The organism is Streptomyces sp. NPDC059477, assembly GCF_042749375.1.
In the GTDB taxonomy this organism is placed as follows: domain Bacteria; phylum Actinomycetota; class Actinomycetes; order Streptomycetales; family Streptomycetaceae; genus Streptomyces.
Genome location: NZ_JBHYUG010000020.1, coordinates 34488 through 51415 on the forward strand (window position 1 = coordinate 34488; position 16928 = coordinate 51415).

Annotated in this window: 15 protein-coding genes; 9 read left to right on the forward strand and 6 right to left on the reverse strand. The window is 70.9% G+C overall.

What is annotated here, in order from left to right; genetic code table 11:
- Nucleotides 1-52: 52 nt before the first annotated feature.
- The 6 genes from ACFXAZ_RS13335 (at nucleotide 53) to ACFXAZ_RS13360 (ending at nucleotide 6945) form a co-directional block, all read left to right on the forward strand.
- Nucleotides 53-2107, forward strand: a complete 2055-nt coding sequence (locus tag ACFXAZ_RS13335; RefSeq protein WP_384588973.1) for a HEAT repeat domain-containing protein — start codon at nucleotides 53-55, stop codon at nucleotides 2105-2107.
- 434 nt (nucleotides 2108-2541) lie between these two features.
- Nucleotides 2542-2739 (forward strand): hypothetical protein, encoded by a 198-nt coding sequence (locus ACFXAZ_RS13340; RefSeq protein WP_384588976.1) that lies wholly within the window; start codon nucleotides 2542-2544, stop codon nucleotides 2737-2739.
- 284 nt (nucleotides 2740-3023) lie between these two features.
- Nucleotides 3024-4109, forward strand: a complete 1086-nt coding sequence (locus tag ACFXAZ_RS13345) for a WD40/YVTN/BNR-like repeat-containing protein (RefSeq protein WP_384588979.1) — start codon at nucleotides 3024-3026, stop codon at nucleotides 4107-4109.
- 123 nt (nucleotides 4110-4232) lie between these two features.
- Nucleotides 4233-4910, forward strand: coding sequence for a uracil-DNA glycosylase (locus ACFXAZ_RS13350; RefSeq protein ID WP_384588982.1), 678 nt, complete (start codon nucleotides 4233-4235; stop codon nucleotides 4908-4910).
- A gap of 71 nt (nucleotides 4911-4981) precedes the next feature.
- A complete protein-coding gene (locus ACFXAZ_RS13355) occupies nucleotides 4982-5923 on the forward strand; it encodes an N-acetylglucosamine kinase (RefSeq protein ID WP_384589137.1) in 942 nt (313 codons plus the stop codon).
- A 140-nt stretch (nucleotides 5924-6063) separates the two neighbouring features.
- Nucleotides 6064-6945, forward strand: a complete 882-nt coding sequence (locus tag ACFXAZ_RS13360) for a hypothetical protein (protein WP_384589140.1) — start codon at nucleotides 6064-6066, stop codon at nucleotides 6943-6945.
- A 330-nt stretch (nucleotides 6946-7275) separates the two neighbouring features.
- Here the strand turns inward: ACFXAZ_RS13360 and ACFXAZ_RS13365 are convergent, their stop codons facing one another.
- Nucleotides 7276-8307: a lactonase family protein gene (locus tag ACFXAZ_RS13365; RefSeq protein WP_384588985.1), complete on the reverse strand. Its 1032-nt coding sequence runs from the start codon at nucleotides 8305-8307 to the stop codon at nucleotides 7276-7278.
- Nucleotides 8308-8484: 177 nt separating this feature from the next.
- Nucleotides 8485-9978 (reverse strand): FUSC family protein, encoded by a 1494-nt coding sequence (locus tag ACFXAZ_RS13370; RefSeq protein ID WP_384588988.1) that lies wholly within the window; start codon nucleotides 9976-9978, stop codon nucleotides 8485-8487.
- Between the two features lie 337 nt (nucleotides 9979-10315).
- Between ACFXAZ_RS13370 and ACFXAZ_RS13375 the strand changes: the two genes are divergently transcribed.
- Together ACFXAZ_RS13375 and ACFXAZ_RS13380 are read left to right on the forward strand one after the other, a co-directional pair.
- Nucleotides 10316-10792, forward strand: coding sequence for an Lrp/AsnC family transcriptional regulator (locus ACFXAZ_RS13375; protein ID WP_384588992.1), 477 nt, complete (start codon nucleotides 10316-10318; stop codon nucleotides 10790-10792).
- Between the two features lie 91 nt (nucleotides 10793-10883).
- Entirely contained in the window at nucleotides 10884-11579 is a 696-nt protein-coding gene (locus ACFXAZ_RS13380; RefSeq protein ID WP_384588995.1) for an HAD family hydrolase, read from the forward strand.
- Between the two features lie 72 nt (nucleotides 11580-11651).
- On the opposite strand, the gene ACFXAZ_RS13385 is transcribed toward ACFXAZ_RS13380, so the two are convergent.
- Nucleotides 11652-12431: a LysR family substrate-binding domain-containing protein gene (locus tag ACFXAZ_RS13385; RefSeq protein WP_384588998.1), complete on the reverse strand. Its 780-nt coding sequence runs from the start codon at nucleotides 12429-12431 to the stop codon at nucleotides 11652-11654.
- Nucleotides 12432-12489: 58 nt separating this feature from the next.
- Here ACFXAZ_RS13385 and ACFXAZ_RS13390 point away from each other — a divergent pair, with 58 nt between their 5' ends.
- Complete coding sequence (locus tag ACFXAZ_RS13390; protein ID WP_384589001.1) at nucleotides 12490-12891, forward strand: DUF5997 family protein; 402 nt, start codon at nucleotides 12490-12492, stop codon at nucleotides 12889-12891.
- Nucleotides 12892-13073: 182 nt separating this feature from the next.
- On the opposite strand, the gene ACFXAZ_RS13395 is transcribed toward ACFXAZ_RS13390, so the two are convergent.
- The 3 genes from ACFXAZ_RS13395 to ACFXAZ_RS13405 form a co-directional block, all read right to left on the reverse strand.
- Nucleotides 13074-14951 (reverse strand): ABC transporter ATP-binding protein, encoded by a 1878-nt coding sequence (locus ACFXAZ_RS13395; RefSeq protein ID WP_384589143.1) that lies wholly within the window; start codon nucleotides 14949-14951, stop codon nucleotides 13074-13076.
- Nucleotides 14952-15117: 166 nt separating this feature from the next.
- Entirely contained in the window at nucleotides 15118-16185 is a 1068-nt protein-coding gene (locus ACFXAZ_RS13400) for a substrate-binding domain-containing protein (RefSeq protein WP_384589004.1), read from the reverse strand.
- 143 nt (nucleotides 16186-16328) lie between these two features.
- Nucleotides 16329-16910, reverse strand: a complete 582-nt coding sequence (locus tag ACFXAZ_RS13405; protein ID WP_384589007.1) for a hypothetical protein — start codon at nucleotides 16908-16910, stop codon at nucleotides 16329-16331.
- Nucleotides 16911-16928: the final 18 nt, after the last annotated feature.

The window sequence follows — 16928 nt, forward strand, 5'->3', positions numbered from 1 at the left end:
CAGACTCCAGAGCGGAAGGGCAGTGTGACCGCTGCGCCCGGGGGAGGACGGGATGTTCACGGGGATCGACGACATCGACTGGGCATCGCTCAGGCATGCCTACGGCACCGCGCGGGACGTGCCGGGACTGCTGCGGGGGCTCGCCTCGGAGGATCCCGCCGAGCGGGAGACCGCGCTCGACGGGATGTACGGCGCGGTGCACCACCAAGGCAGCGTGTACGACTCGACGCTCGCGTGCGTTCCGTTTCTGCTCACCCTGGCCGCGCGCGAGAAGGGTCAGGACCGGGCCGGGATCATCGAGTTGCTGGTGAGCATCGGGGGCGGGACGGACGACTCCGGTGACACCGACGACGCGGGCGGCGCCGCAGCGGTGTCCGGCCTGGCCGAAGAGCTGCACGCGCGGGCTCATGGCGCGGTGCGCGCCGGTGCGCCGATTTTCGCGCGACTCGCCGGGGACGCCGACGCTGGAGTGCGCCGGGTGGCGCCCCGCGCGGTGGTCGGATTCCTAGACGAACCGGCGCGCGTACTGGCCCTGTTGCGGGATCGCATCGAGCGGGAGCGCGAGGATCAGGTCCTGATCGCGCTGGCCGAGGGCCTGGGGGCGTTCGCCCGCCGGTATCCCGCGTACTCCGGCCCGGCGCTGGACATCCTGGCCGTGCAGAGCGCGCCACCGAACGGGCCCGCGCTGCGGTTGGCCGCGCTCGGTCAGCTCGCCGCGCGAGCGCCCGAGCGCCTTCCGGAGAACTTGGTCGCCACGGCCGTAGGGCTGCTCCGGGAGCGGTCGACGAGACAGCGGCCGAGTGAGCCGTGTCATGCCGCCACGGACACGTTGGCCCGGCATTTCCGGCGGCTGCGGCCGTCGGACGAAGAGGGCTCGCAGTTGCTGCGGACGCTCCATTCGGCACTCGGCGACCGTGTGCCGGAGCGGATCGCGCTCCTGAACGGGCAGTTGATGAGTCCAGGCACCTCGGACCGGTGCAACGCGGTGTGGATGTCAGCGGGACTGTTCCGCGCATGGCGGGGCGACTACGCCGGACCTGTGACGCTCATAGGGGAGCAACTGGGTGCGGAGGAAGGCGGCCTGCGGGACGCGGCGGTGTCCGTCCTGGGTGATCTCCACGAGTTGGCCGCGCCCGCCGGGGACGCACTGCACGAGTTGGCGACGGCCCGCCCGGACCTGTGGGTGCGGCGCTGGGAGCGTGGGGCGCCCACCCTGGGGGGTCTGCTCAAGGCGCTCGCCAGGAGCGGCGACCCGCGCGCGGTGCCGCTCCTCGCCGAAGTGCTCGCCGGGGCGGCCGTCCCGGACGACCTGGGCGTCGCGGTCGTCCCTCTCGGCCGGCAGGCGGCACCGCTCGCGCCCGCGCTGTTGCGCGAACTCGCCGCCGTCGCCCCGGACTCCCCCACCGCCGTCAGCCGCGCGCTACCGCTGCTGAGGGCCCTCACCGAACTGCACGAGGAAAGTGTCGTACCGGAGGCGCTGCGACTGCTGCGGAGCCGCCCGGAGGAGGAACCGAGCGGACTGGTCACGCTGGCGGCGCTCCGCGCCCTGAGGGCGTTCGGGGCAACCGCGCGGGACGCGGTTCCCGTGCTGCGCGGTTTGCTCGGCGGCGGGTCCGGCATCGCCGCCGCAGGCGCCCTGTGGTCGATCGAGGGCGACGCCACTGCCGTACTCCCGGTGCTACGGCGGGAGTTGGCGAGCAGGGATCCGTACCGGCGCACGGCGGCAGCGGAGGAAATGGCCGGGCTGGGGCCGACGGCCCGTCCCGCGCTGCGCAGGCTGCGGCGAATGGCGGGGTCCGGCTCGGTCTGGGAGCGTACGGCGGCGGCATACGCGCTCTGGCGCATCGACGCGGATCCGGAGCCGGTCCTTCCCGCACTGCGTTCGGCCTGGGTGGAAAGCCCGTATCCGCGCGTCAGGATCGCCGAGGGCCTGCGCGAGATGGGGTCGGCCGCCGCACCATTGCGCGACCTCATCGAGGCGGAACTCGGTTCGGGTCGGCGGCATTTGGCTCGGGAAGGGGGCCACGGCAGCGATGACATACCCAAGGACGAGCAGTTGCTGAGACTCTGCCGTGAGGTGGTGCGGGGCGCGCAAGGGGACGTCTAGGGCGCGTGTCATCCCGTCTGCCGCCCCCGGGGTGCGTCGAAGGGCCCAGGCCAGCCCCCACTGGTCCAGGCGCCGCCGCTCCAGGCGTCCGCGGAGCATGCTGCTGGCGGAGAGTGACAGGACGGCCGCGGTCACCCCGGCCATGCCGCTGGCCAGGAAGCCGCGGACGCGGGCCTGAGTGGTGGTGGCGGGTTCGGTGACCACGCGGCCCGCGCGGTCGGTCCAGACGGTGATCTCGCCGCCCGCGCGGCTGCCCGCCGCGACGCGGGCCTGCCCGGTGCGGGCGGGGCCGCCGGCGCCGTCCACGGACGAGGGCCCACACCTGTTCGCCGCTTGCCAGGGAGGGTGTGCCGGGCGCGCGCCTGGTCAGCAGAGCGGTGATCAGGCGCCGCTCCACGCGCTCACGGGCCAGCGAGTTCTCGACGGAGTGGGCGGTGACCAGTCCGGCGAACCCGGAGACCAGGGCGGCAAGCGCCCACCCGGCGAGCAGAACCCATGCCTCCACAGCGTCCGTGCGCCGCCTGAGCGGATTGCGCCGCCAGCGCCACAGCCGCATCTTCCGACCCGGGATCGCCATCGACGGCCTCCTCCTCGCCCTCTCCGCGCGCCGGCATCCGTCCTCGACCGCATAGCCGCCCTCGGACGGGAGGCTTCGTCCCCTCAGCGCGCGGGCTTCCGCGACCCTCCACCCATACGCACGTCGGCGCCGGGATACTCGGGGCGTCGGCCAGGTTGTGGCGTGATCCAAGCGGTCGGCGCAGGCCCGGCGGCCCCGGTCCGGAGCGTGGCGTCCGCCCGCCCCGCTACCCGACGCAATGGCTCTGACCTGCGCGGATGTCGTTCCCGAGGGAGATTGTCAGTGCGGGGGTGCAGACTGGCCGGTGTCTGGGACAACGACGTCGCGGAGGTGGCCGGCATGACCGAAGTACTGCTCGCCGTGGGGACACGCAAAGGCCTGTTCATCGGGCGTCGGCGCGGTGGCTCCTGGGAGTTCGACGAGAGTCCGTATTTCAACGCGCAGGCCGTGTACTCGGTCGCCATCGACACGCGGAGCGAGACGCCGCGGCTGCTGGCCGGCGGGGACAGCTCGCACTGGGGGCCATCGGTGTTCCACTCCGACGACCTGGGCCGGACCTGGACCGAACCGGCCCGCCCGCCGGTGAAGTTCCCCAAGGACACGGACGCCTCGCTGGAGCGGGTGTGGCAGTTGCACCCCGCGGCGGCCGAGGCGGACGTGGTGTACGCGGGCACGGAACCGGCGGCGCTGTACCGCTCGGAGGACCGCGGTGAGACGTTCGACCTGGTCCGTCCGCTGTGGGAGCACCCCACGCGCGCGAAGTGGGTGCCGGGCGGCGGTGGCGAGGGGCTGCACACGGTGATCACCGACGCGCGTGATCCGCGATCCGTGACGGTCGCCGTGTCCACGGCGGGGGTGTTCCGCACCACGGACGGCGGCGTGAGCTGGGCGCCCGCCAACTCCGGTGTCTCGGCGGTGTTCCTGCCCGATCCGAACCCGGAGTTCGGCCAGTGTGTGCACAAGATCGCGAAGGATTCCGCGAACCCCGACCGGATGTATCTCCAGAACCACTGGGGCGTCTACCGCACGGACGACGCGGGCGCCCGCTGGACCGACATCGGCGAGGGCCTGCCGTCCACCTTCGGCTTCGCCGCCGCCACGCATCCGCGCCGCGGCGGCACGGCGTACGTCTTTCCCATCACCGCGGACGCTGACCGGGTGCCCGCCGACCGGCGCTGCCGGGTGTTCCGCACGCCGGACGCCGGGCGGAGCTGGGAGCCCCTGACGGCGGGGCTGCCGCAGGAGGACCACTACGGCACGGTCCTGCGCGACGCGCTGTGCACGGACGACGCCGACCCCGCGGGCGTGTATTTCGGCAACCGCAACGGAGAGGTGTTCGCGTCGGCTGACGACGGCGACAGCTGGCGGCAGTTGGCGTCCCATCTGCCGGACGTGCTGTGCGTGCGGGCGGCGGTCATGGCGTGATCGCAGGGCCGGTGGGAGGCGGGGGCAGGCGAGAGGTGTGAGGTGCGGGCAGGTGAGGAGGGTGGCGGGCCGGTCTTGGCCATCGGTTGATCACCGCGCGGTGTACGGCAGTAGGGTGACTCCGTGGCACCACGACCCTTGCATGAAATCGTCGAAGCAGGCTGGGCGAAGGCCCTGGAACCCGTCGCCGGGCGGATCGCCCAGATGGGCGACTTCCTCCGCGCGGAGGTCGCCGCCGGGCGCACATACCTTCCGGCCGGGCCCAACGTCCTGCGCGCCTTCCAGCAGCCCTTCGACGACGTACGCGTGCTGATCGTCGGGCAGGACCCCTATCCCACGCCGGGACACGCGGTGGGTCTGTCCTTCTCGGTGGCACCGGACGTACGACCGCTGCCCGGCAGCCTGATCAACATCTTCCGCGAGCTGCACGCCGATCTGGGGCTGCCGCAGCCGTCCAACGGCGATCTGACGCCCTGGACCCAGCAGGGCGTGCTGCTGCTCAACAGAGCGCTGACCACCGCCCCGCGCAAGCCGGGCGCCCATCGCAGCCAGGGCTGGGAGGAGGTCACCGAGCAGGCGATCCGCGCGCTCGCCGCGCGGGGCAAGCCGCTGGTGTCGGTCCTGTGGGGCCGGGACGCGCGCAATCTGCGTCCGCTGCTCGGCCAGCTGCCCGCCGTGGAGTCGGCGCATCCGTCGCCGATGTCCGCCGACCGCGGGTTCTTCGGCTCGCGTCCGTTCAGCCGCGTCAACGACATGCTGATCTCCCAGGGCGGCCAGCCGGTCGACTGGCGCCTGCCGTGACCACCGGCGAGGACTGCCCGGCCCACGCCGCGGGCATCCTCGCCGTCGACTCGGGCGGCTCGGGCCTGCGTATGGCCGTCGGTACGGCGGCGAGGGGCGCCCTCGCCCAGCGGGCCTCCGCCGAGCCCGTCCGCACCGGCCCACGCGGCATCGACCCGGATCATCTGCTGGGCCAACTGGTGCCGATGGTCCGCTCACTCGCCGAGGAGACAGGGCTCAGTGCCCTGCGTACGGCCGCTGTCGGCGCCGCCGGCCTCGGCACGCTCGGTGACGCGCTGCGCGCCGAGCTGCCCGCCGCCCTGCACCGGGAGTTCGCAACGGAGACGGTCGCGCTGGCCGCCGACGCCGTCATCGCGTACGCCGGTGCGCTCGGGGCACAGCCGGGTGCGGTGGTGGCGGGCGGAACCGGTCTGATCGCCCTCGGCACGGATCTGTCGACGTGGCGGCGGGCGGACGGCTGGGGTCATCTGCTGGGCGACTGCGGCGGCGGGGCGTGGATCGGGCAGGCGGGGCTTGAAGCGGCACTGCGCGCGTACGACGGTCGCGCGGGCGGCTCGGTACCGCTGATGAACCGCGCGGAGGACGAGTTCGGGCCGCTGTCCGAGCTGCCCGGGCAGTTGTATCCGCGCCCGGACCGGCCCGCCGTACTGGCGTCGTTCGCGCCCCATGTCGCCGCCTGCGCGGACGAGGACCCGGTCGCGGCGGCCGTCCTGCGGGCCGCGGCGCGGCACATCGCCGACTCCGCGGCAGCCGTCTGCCCCGCCTCGGACGACGTCCGGGTGGCGCTCACCGGGGGCCTGTTCAAGATGGGGCCGCCGCTCCTCGGGCCGCTGGAGACCGAGTTGGCACAGCAGTTGCCGCACGCGCCGCTGGTGCCCGCCCGGGGCGATCCGCTGCACGGTGCCGTTACCCTCGCCGCCGGCCTGGCCATCGGCGCTCTTACCTTCCCGTACGACAAGAACATGCTGTCGGTCACGCGCACGTCCGGACGAGCCGACGACGCCCAGTTCTGATCCGTACGTAACTCATCAGACAAAACCGGACGGATACCGCTCACCTGCACCCTCCCCGAACAGGGGAGCCCAGGAAACCAGTAACATGCGGCGCCATGAGCTCCTCCTCAACTGGGCCCGCGTCCGGGCTCCCCGTACGAATGCCGCGCCCGCGCCAGCCGGGACGGCACCGCCGCCCCGAGCCGCTCGCGGCTCCCGAGGGCGCGCCCGCCCTCGTCCTCGCGGTCCCCGGAACACCGGGCTCCGCAACGCGCGGCATCGCCGAGGAGATCGTCAGTATCGCCCGGTCCGAACTGCCCGGCCTGGACGCCCGGATCGGATACCTGGACGGCGACGACACGGAGTTCGCGTCGCTGAAGGCCGTGCTGGCGCACGCCGCCGAGGAGCGCACCGCCCGCTACGAGCAAGCGGTGGCCGCTGGCCTGGAGGTCAAGGAGCCCGAAGGTCCGGTCGCGGTTGTCGTACCGCTGCTTGCCGGTCCGGACAACGCGCTGCTGCGCCGGGTCCGCCAGGCCGTGATGGACAGCAAGGTCGCCGCGGACCTGACCGATGTACTGGGCCCGCACCCGCTGCTCGCCGAGGCGCTGCACGTACGGCTGTCGGAGGCCGGGCTGGCCCGTGCTGACCGTGCCCGGCTCTTCACCGTGGCGACCGCCGCGGACGGCATCATCCTGGCGTCCGTGGGCGGCGAGGAGGCCGTGCAGGCCGCCGGGATCACGGGCATGCTGCTGGCCGCGCGGCTGGCCGTGCCGGTGATGGCCGCCGCCCTCGACGAGGAGGGCTCGATCGCGGCGATCGCGGAGCAGTTGCTCTCCTCGGGCTCGCAGCAACTGGCGCTGGCACCGTATCTGATCGGGCCGGAGATCGACCCCGAACTCGTCCGGGCCGCCGCGGAGGAGGCGGGCTGTGCCGCTGCCGAGGCGCTCGGCCCGTACCCGGCGATCGGCAAGCTGGCGCTCGCCAAGTACATGATGGCGCTGGGCATCGCGCCGCAGCAGGCACAGGGCGCGCCGGTACGATGAGCGCGGCGCGCTGACGGCGTGTCGCCGTGTCGCCGTGTCGCCTACGGCTGTACACCCATGATCGTCGGGGCCCCCTCCCCTTGCGGGGGCGGGCCCTTCGGTGTGCGCGGGGGTGCGATGGTGATAGTGCGGCGTGCCGGTGGGTGTTTGGGGGCTGGGTGGGCGCTCGGGCGTGTCGGTGCTGCACGGGGACGTGCCAGCTGGTGTGCCGGGCGTGTCGGTACGGGTGGACAGTCGCCTGGCGGTCGCAGGGGGGCAGGTCGGCGATCGCTGGGGCAGGGGGCGCCGTCCACGGCGTTGAGCGCGGTCGGCACTCCCCTGCCTGCGGGCCTATTCGAAGATCACGCAGGACGCTGCCGGGACCCTGATGGATCCGGCGCGGCTCGGCAGACCGGTGGCTGGGTCCAGGGCGAACCAGGTGACGTCGCCTGAGCGTTCGTTGGCCACGTACAGGTAGCCGCCTGACGCGGTGATCGCGCGTGGCCAGTGGCCGCCGCACGGGACCGTCCCGACCAGCCGGAGTGCGTCGCCGTCGACTGCGAGGACGGACAGTACGTCCTCGCCGCGCGTGGCGGCCCACACGAACCGCCCGTCGGGCGAGGCGACAATTCCTGACGGGTAGGCATCACCGTCCGGGGAGCCGGGCAGCAGCCGCACCTCGGACAGCGGCTTGAGCAGGCCGTCGGTTGCGTCCCAACGGCAGACGGTGATCGTGGGCGTCAGTTCGTTCACGATGTAGGCGTACGTGCCGTCCGGGTTGAAGGCGAGGTGGCGCGGGCCCGAACCCGGGCGGAGCGCGATCTCGCGGTGCAGGACGAGACGGCCCCCGGTGAGGGTGCACACGCGTACGGAGTCCGTGCCGAGGTCGACGCTCACGGCCCATCGGCCACTGGGGTCGGGCTGCACCTGGTGGGCGTGCGGGCCTTGCTGGCGGGGGGTGTGCGGGCCCGCGCCGGAGTGCGTGAACACATCGGAGGCTGCCGATGCGAGGGTGCCGTCCGGGCGCAGCGGGACCGCGCTGACGCTGCCGGAGCCGTAGTTGGCGGTCAGGACGTGGCCCGCGTGCACGGTGAGGTGGGTGGGGCCGTTGCCGCCGACGGGCACCGGCTGGCCCGCGGGCTCGGGGCTGTCCCCGTCGACGCGGAACGCGGCCACCGCGCCCTCCGCGGTCTCGCTGACCGCGTAGAGCATGCCGCCCGAGGGCGAGAGCGCGAGATACGAGGGGTCGGGGACGCCGTCCAGGCCGCTGAGCACGGTGAGCGCGCCGTCTCGCGGATCCACGGACGCCGTCACCACGCCGGGCCCGCCGGCCGCCGTGAACGACCCGATGAACGCCCGTTGCCCTCTGCCGCCGTGTGTCACCGCTGTCCCCTCTCGGTGGCTGTGCCGTCCGGGGTGACGGTAGCAGTCGATCTAAGGCGGTCTAGACCAAGGGTGGGTCGTCTCTGAATGTTCGTTCGCTCTGAACGTTCACTCTTAACAATCGCTTTCGGCGATCGCTTTGAACGCTTCGGCTGAGCATACGTTCCGATCGTTCGATCAGGCACCGACCAGAGGCGAACCGGAAGGCGCGCGCAGGGGCATGGCGAGTTCGGTGAGTGCGCGTTCCAGGCCGTGCAGATGGATGAGAGCGGGGGCATCCGTGAGCGGCTCGGGCGGCGAGGTGCGCAGTTCGCCCTGCCGCCCGGTCAGCGCCTCCACGGCGGTTTCCACGCGCCAGCAGGCGGCTGCAAGGCGGGCGTCGTGGGAAGCCTGCGGGTCTGCGGCGACGGCGACGAGGCCGCGGATCTCGCGCGCGCACTCGTCGAGCAGGTCAAGAACTCGCAGGGCCCTGCGCTTGCGGCCACGTATGGGGTTCAGCGGGTGTACGAGCGGGGCGAGGGCGAGCCGTACCCGGCCCAGGGACTCCTCCAGCTCGGCGACGCGTGGTGCCGGGTCGGCGTCCGGGTCTCCGGCGAGCCGTGCGGCGGCCTGCGCGGTGCAGGTGCGCACATCGCGAAGCGCACGCTGGATCCAGGCATCCGTGACGGCGTGTGTGGTCACCGGCAGAACGAACAGCACCGCGAGAACGGCGCCCAGCGCGCCCACGCCCGTCTCGGCGAGCCGCAGCGCCAGGAGGGCGGGATCGAGGACGCCCAGCAGCCCGTAGAGCAAGGAGGCCAGCAGTGTCACGCAGAGCATCATCCAGGTGTACGACACCGCGGCCGTGTAGAAGATCCCGAAGACACACGCGGCGAGCAGAACAGCCACCGGTACCGCCGCAGTGTGCAGTGGAAGAACGATCAGCAGGCCGAGTCCGATACCGAGGACCGTGCCCAGGACACGCCGGAAGCCGCGCACGAGCGTCTCGCCGCGCGAGGTGGTGTTCACGAAGACCCACCAGGTGGCGCCGACCGCCCAGTACCAGCGCTCCCCCGACACCAGGTGTCCCATGACCAGCGCGAAGCCCGCGCCGGCTGTGGCCTGGACAGCCTGGCGGGTGGTGATCCGGCCGAGCCCGGTGCCGTCGAGCAGAGCGGGTGCGGAGGTCGGCGGCATGCGGCGTTCGTAGCGCCACAGGCCGAAACGTACGGCCGCCGCAACCAGCACGGACAGCGCCATGGCGGCGTACAGCTCGGGCAGCTGGACGGGGGTGGCGTGCAGGAACTGGGCGACGAAGTAGGTCATGAAGGCGAAGACGCCGAGGCTGTGCCCGCGCGGGCCCCAGCGGCGTGCGTAGACGCCTGCGCCGACCACTGCGAGGAAGACGAGGTCGCGCGCCACGGGCTGGTCGTGCAGTCCTGCCGCGACGGCGAGGACCGGCAGTCCTACGGCCGGAAGCAGCGCGCTCGTGATCGTTTGCTCACGCATGGTGGGATCGGTGACGGTGAAGAGGGCGAGCAGTGCGGCGAGACCGCCGGTCAGAGCACCGATGAGTGAGTGTCCGGCAAGGCCGCAGGCGAGGACGGCCAGGCCGACGCCGAGCACTGCTCGCGCCGCGAAACGCATTCGCACCCGGCCCGGGTCGGGAGCGACGAACACTCTCTTCAGCACTGCTCTACGCCTCCTTGGCCTGCTTGATCGAACGAACACGGATAACGAACGACAACGAACACGGACAACGCCTCCGCACGTCCCGTGCGAGCAATCACGCATGACAAAGGCGCCACGGGGGTCCGCAGCGCCATCGACAGCACCATGAGAGCATCATGTGCGCCTCTGGCTCAAATGGTGCTTCTCTGGCTGAGCCATTGGCCCAGGAGATGGAGTTGGCGCCCGTCCAGGGGAGGGCCAACGGACCACGAACGGTGGCTCGACGCGGGGACCGGCTTGGGGCGTGATCGCTTCGCTCGCCGACGATCACCGAAAATCACGAGGGAGGGCCGGTGCCATGGCCGTGGACGAGTTGGACACCCGCATTCTGCGGCTGCTGCTGGAGCAGCCGCGCACGAGTGTGCGTGAGTACGCCAGGATCCTGGGGATCGCCCGCGGCACGCTTCAGGCGCGGCTCGATCGGCTGGAACGGGAGGGAGTGATCACCGGCGTCAGCCCGAGCCTCTCTCCGGCCGCTCTCGGTCATCCGGTGCTTGCCTTTGTGCACATCGAGGTCACCCAGGGGCACCTGGACGAAGTGGGGGACGGAGTGGCGTCCGTCCCCGAGATCGTCGAGGCGTATTCGATCACCGGCGGCGGCGATCTGCTCACTCGGGTCGTGGCACGCGACAACGCGCATCTGGAGGATGTCATCCAGAAGCTGATCAGTTTGCCTGGGGTCGTCCGTACTCGCACCGAGGTGGCGCTGCGGGAGAGAGTGCCGCAGAGGTTGCTGCCGCTGGTCGAATCGATCGGTCGCTCGGTGAGCAAGTGATCAGAGACTGAGACCGTCGTGAGTGGGAGAGTCACCCACGCAACGACACCTGGAGCCCGACGCTGGTTTCCCCCTTGGCATGCTGGAACGCATGAGTAACCCTGGCACCTTCTCGGTCATCTTCGACCTCGACGGAACGCTCGTGGACAGCGAGCCGAACTACTACGAAGCCGGCCGGCGGGTGCTCGCCGATCACGGCGTGCCCGACTTCTCCTGGGGCGAACACGAGGAGTACGTAGGTATCAGCACGTTGGAGACGGTCACCGACTGGAAGCGGCGGTACCGCCTGGCGGCCTCCGTGGACGAGCTGCTCGCCGACAAGAACCGTGTGTACCTCGAAATCGCCCGGACCTCCACGCGCGCGTACCCGGAGATGCGTGCGTTCGTCGAGTTGCTGGCGTCGGACGGCGTGCCTATGGCGGTGGCCTCCGGCTCCTCGATCGAGGCGATCAAGGCGGTACTGGCAGGCACCGGCCTGGACGCCCATCTGCACACCGTGGTCTCGGCCGAAGAGGTCGACCGCGGCAAGCCCGCGCCCGATGTCTTCCTGGAGGCCGCCCGCAGGCTGAGCGTGAGCCCGGGTGATTGTGTGGTGCTGGAGGACGCTGCTCCTGGTGCGGCAGCCGCCCATGCCGCAGGGATGCGGTGCATCGCGATCCCGTACGTCGCCGCTCAGGCGGACGCGCCGGAGTTCGCGACAGCCGGGTTGCTGCTGCGGGGCGGGCAAGCGGAGTTCACCGCGCGGATCGCCTATGACTGGCTTGAACGATCGTTTCCGGCCGTCTGAGCCGTTGAGTACCGGCTGCCTCGGGCTCCGCGAACTTCGGGTCCGCGCTCTTGGCGACGCCGACCGGTGCCGCTAAGAGCGGCGGCGGGGGCGGCTGTGCTTGGATCCGGTGCTCGAACCGCCACGCGTCCGCGTGTTCGTCGGTTTCTTGGCACCTGTGGTCTTCTTGCCCGCGCCCGTCCTGCGCCGTCCTGCTCCGCTGCCCTCGCCAGGCTTCTCCCCCGGCGGGGATTCGGGTTTGGCCCTGCCGCGAGTGCTGTTGACCGTTCGGCCACGCACGATGCCGATGAAGTCCTCGACCAGTTCGGTTGTGGCGTTCTCTGGCCAGGAGAGTGCGACGCCGGACTGGGGGGCGTCCACGAGCGGGCGGTAGGTGAGGTCCTTGCGGTGGTACAGACGAGCGAGCGACTGCGGAACGATCAGCAGGCCGACGCCGGCCGCCACCAGTTCGATGGCGTCCTCCGTGGTTGCGGGCCGTTCGATCGCGGGCCTACCGGGTGGCTCGGGCCAGTCGAGCACGTCATCGAGGGGATGGAAGACCACATCGTCGACAAGATCGGCGATCGTGACCTCGTCGGCCGCGGTGATCACGTGATCCTTGGGAACCACGACGACCGTCGTCTCGGTGTAGAGCGGGATGGCGCTGAAGATCGTTCGATCAACGGGCAGCCGAACGATCCCGGCGTCCGCTCGTCCCTCGCGCAGCACCTCGAAGGCCTCCGCGGCCGGCATCGCGAGGAGGGTGAGGGGCGTATCGGGCAGGCGCTCGTTCCAGATCCGCACCCACTTGCCGGGGGTCGTCCCGGGGACGTACGCGAGCCGGAACGCGGGGGGTGCTTCGGAGCCTGTCACCTCGCCAGGCTACCGGCCGCGGCCGGTAGCCTCGTTTCCGGCGGATAGTCTGGACAGCATGAAGTCGCACCAGAGCGCCCAGATGATGAAGCCCGCGACCGCGGCGAAGAAGTTGGGCGTGTATCTCCCGGCCACCCCCACTGCCTTCCAGGAGGGTGAAGTCTCGCGCGCCGAACTGAGCCGGCTCCAGGCAGATCCGCCCGAGTGGCTGCGCGAGCTGCGCCAGAACGGCCCGCACCCTCGTCCCGTGGTCGCGGCCAGGCTCGGTGTCTCCATCGCCGGTCTCGCGCGTGGCGGCGTGACCGAACCGCTCACAAGTGAGCAGATCGAAGCGCTGCGGCAGGAGTCTCCCGATTGGCTGGAGAAGGAGCGGGCCACGCAGGCGGAGGTACGCCAGGAGGCGGCGCGGCTGAAGCAGCGGGACGCCGAGAAGGCTGCGGAGGCCGACTCGCGCGACTGACGGCCGGCGAGGTCTGTGCGGTGCGTACCCCGCATCCCGATTCGGAAGGGTCTTGGCCTGCGCTCGGCGAGATGATCGACGGTGGCGGTCGGACGGTCGTCTTCGCCGAGCGGTTCGACGGGCCCGCCCTGTAGTACCAGAGGGTTCAGGGCCACTGCCATGAGGCGATCGGTTGCGCTGCCCTATGCCACTGTGTCCACCCGAAACGGTTCCTTGAACTGTGTTCGGTACAGCTCCGCGTACCGCCCTTCCGCTGCGATCAATTGATCATGCGTTCCACGCTCCACGATCTGGCCGTCCTCGACGACGAGGATGAGATCCGCGGCCCGCACGGTGGACAGACGGTGGGCGATCACCACGGCGGTGCGTCCCTCCAGCGCCTCGGTGAGCGCCTCCTGGACGGCCGCCTCCGAGGTGTTGTCCAGGTGAGCGGTGGCCTCGTCGAGGATGACCACGCGCTGGCGGGCCAGCAGCAGGCGTGCGATGGTCATGCGCTGGCGTTCGCCGCCCGAGAGACGGTAGCCGCGCTCCCCCACGACCGTGTCGAGTTCGTCGGGAAGCGAGCGGACGAGGGGGTCGAGGCGGGCGCGGCGCAGTACGTCCCACAATTCATCGTCGGTGGCGTCCGGCCTGGCGAGCAGCAGGTTGGCACGGACCGTGTCGTGGAAGAGATGACCGTCCTGGGTGACCATGCCGAGCGTTTCGCGCAGCGAGCGGGCGCTCAGGTCGCGCACGTCGACCCCACCGATACGGACGGCGCCGTCGTCGGTGTCGTACAAGCGGGGCAGCAGGGCGGCGATGGTCGACTTCCCGGCGCCGGAGGAGCCGACGAGGGCGACGGTCCGCCCGGCTTCCACGCGGAAGGAGATGCCGTGCAGCACCTCGGCGCCGCTGCGCGTGTCCAGGGAGGCCACCTCCTCCAAGGAGGCGAGGGAGACCTTGTCGGCGGACGGGTAGGCGAAGCGCACATTGTCGAACTCGACGGACACCGGTCCGTCCGGCACCGCGCGGGCCCCGGGTGTTTCTTCGATCAACGGTTTGAGATCGATTACCTCGAAGACGCGCTCGAAGCTCACCAGAGCGCTCATGATCTCGACGCGCGCTCCGGCGAGGGAGGTCAGTGGGGCGTACAGGCGCGTCAGGAGGAGGGCGAGGGCGACCACGGCGCCGGGTTCCAGAGTGCCGCGCAGGGCGAACCAGCCGCCCAGGCCGTAGACGAGGGCGAGCGCGAGGGCCGAGACCAGGGTCAGTGCGGTGATGAACGCGGACTGCGCCATGGCGGTGCGCACGCCGATGTCCCGCACCCGCCGGGCCCGGACGGCGAACTCGCTCGACTCTTCCTCAGGCCGTCCGAACAGCTTGATCAAGGTGGCACCTGGCGCGGAGAAACGTTCGGTCATGCGCGTGCCCATGGCTGCGTTGAGGTCGGCCGCCTCGCGCTGGAGGCGGGCCATGCGGCGGCCCATCCACCGGGCGGGCACCACGAACACCGGGAGCAGCACCAGCGCGAGCAGGGTGATCTGCCATGACAGGGTGAGCATCACGGCCAGCGTGAGCAGAACGGTCACGATGTTGCTCACCACGCCGGAGAGGGTGTTGCTGAAGGCTCGTTGGGCGCCGATCACATCATTGTTGAGCCGACTGACGAGCGCGCCGGTGCGGGTGCGGGTGAAGAACGCCACAGGCATGCGCTGCACGTGGTCGAAGACGGTGGTGCGCAGGTCGAGGATGAGCCCTTCGCCGAGAGTCGCCGAGAGCCAGCGGCTCACCAGCCCAAGTGCTGCCTCGGCGAGCGCGATCAGAGCGATCAACACGGCGAGGCGTACGACCGTGCCGGCCTCGCCGCCCGACACGATCGCGTCGACAACTTGCCCGGCGAGGACCGGGGTGGCCACGGCGAGGAGCGCGGTCACCACACCGAGCAGGACGAATTGGGTGATCCGGCGGCGGTGCGGGCGGGCGAAGACGGTGATTCTGCGCAGTGTCGCGCGGGCCAGGGGCCGGCGTCCCTGCCGGGCATTCATGACGTTCTGCAACTGGGACCAGGCGGTGATTTCCATGCTCATGCCGAGGACAGTAGGACCCCAAGCAATATTGAGGTCAAGCGGCTCGGCTGGAGACCGACGGCCATCGGGTGGAAGGTGCGAGAGCGATCACCAGCATGTTCATTTGGCTGTTGGAGTGTTCGTTCAGCCGGGCTTCGGTTGGACCCTAGGTATGTGGTGATTACTCCTGTGCGCTCGACGCTCGGACGTTCAACTCCGGCAGGATGGCAAGGCGGTGGGTCGGGCGCTCCGGATCGATCAGTCGCCGCACGATCAGATCCACGGCCGCCGCGCCGACCGCGCGTTTCGGTGGGGCTACCGCGGTGAGCGGGATGTCGGCGAGTGCGGCCACCTCGTCGTCGTAGGCCACGATCGCCACCGCGCCCGGGATGTCCACTCCGCGCGCCCGGAGTCGCTGGAGGACGACGATCGCATCGTGGTCGTTGTGCACGATCACGGCCTCCAGCAGGTCCTTCGCAGCCTTGTCCGCGAATTCCGTGAGCCTGCGCTCGCGTTCGGCGGGGTCGGTACTGGGTGAGGGCAGCCGGAACACCGAGGATTCACTCGCGGTCATTCCGACGGCGGCGAGTCCGCCGCGATAGCCCTCCAGGATGAGATCACTGTGCGGGCTGTCCTCGCGGAGGATCAGGGAGATCAGTTCACGGTCGCGGTCGACGAGATGCCGTACGGCGATCCGCGCACCGTAGGCATGATCGGTCACCACGCGCTCCGCGCCCCAGGCGTCGTCGTCGGGGTGACGTTCGATCAGCACACAGGGGACGTCGAGTTCGGCCGGCCAGCTCTGCGCGCCGACCGGGCCGCACGGAGTGATCAGCAACCCGTGGATGCCGTCCTCCAGCATGCGGCGAGCCTGGGCGCGCTCTTCCTCCGGGTCGTACTGCGAGATGCCGAGCACGAGACGGATCCCGCGCTCTGCGGCGGCCTCGCGGGCGCCCTTGATGACCTCGGGGAAGTAGTAGTCGGCGGCCGGGACGATCAGGCCGAGAACGAGTTCACGGCCGCCGGTGCCACTGACCACGGTCGGGCCGTCCGACACGACTGTCATGCGCTGCCCCCGGGGCTCCGGCAGCACAGCGCCGCCGTGCACCCGGGTCAGCAGCCCCCGCTTCGACAGGGCGTCGACGTCGCGGCGGATGGTGATCGCGGAGACGTTCAGCTCCAGGGCCATGTCCGAGACTCGCATGGTGCCCCGCTCGTGCAGCCATTGGAGAATTTCCTTGTGCCTCACTTCGGCGTGCATATGACCGGGTTCCCCTCGCGTTGTCCATCGGATGGAGCAGCGAGTCTAGCGCCCGAATGATCGAAGATGAACGTTTCTGCGCGAATAATCAAACGTGCATCACGTTGTGTGATGCTCTGCGTAGATCCTCCTCAGCGAGCCCCTGTCCAGGTGTGTGCGACGTCCACCACGATCCGGTCGTTCAGCGCGAGGACACGGAAGGGCAGCCGCGCCCGTACACCGAGGCCCAGTTGGGTGTCACCCTCGAAGCTGCCGACGAAGCGGGTGTCCTTGAAGGTGAGGTGGTCGGTGAGATCAACGCCGGGCAGTGGCTGTGCGACACGCCCGGCGTAGGTCGGCTTGCCCGTCTCGGGGTCGTAGGCGGGTGCGGACACCCGGACCTCGATCACGGCTCCGCCGCCGACAGGGATGTGACGGCCCGTTCCGTCCTGAAAGATCCGGTCGACGTAGCGAACCGAGTAGCCGAGACCGCTGCCCGCGCCGGGGGCGTCGACGACCAACCGGTCGTAGCAGTCGTGACTGCCGGTCCTGACGTTCGTCAGCGATGCCGTCGTGGAGGCGGTACCGGTCTTGACGAGGCTGCCCCAGCCGGTGGGGCACACGGCCTTCGCGGATGAGGTGGAGGTGATGGCCGCACCGGCCGGGGCGGCCGTCACGACGGAGACGGCGCTCATGAGCGCGAGTGCTGCCAGCACAGTTCCTTTACGTGCCATGGCATCCCCCTAGGGAGG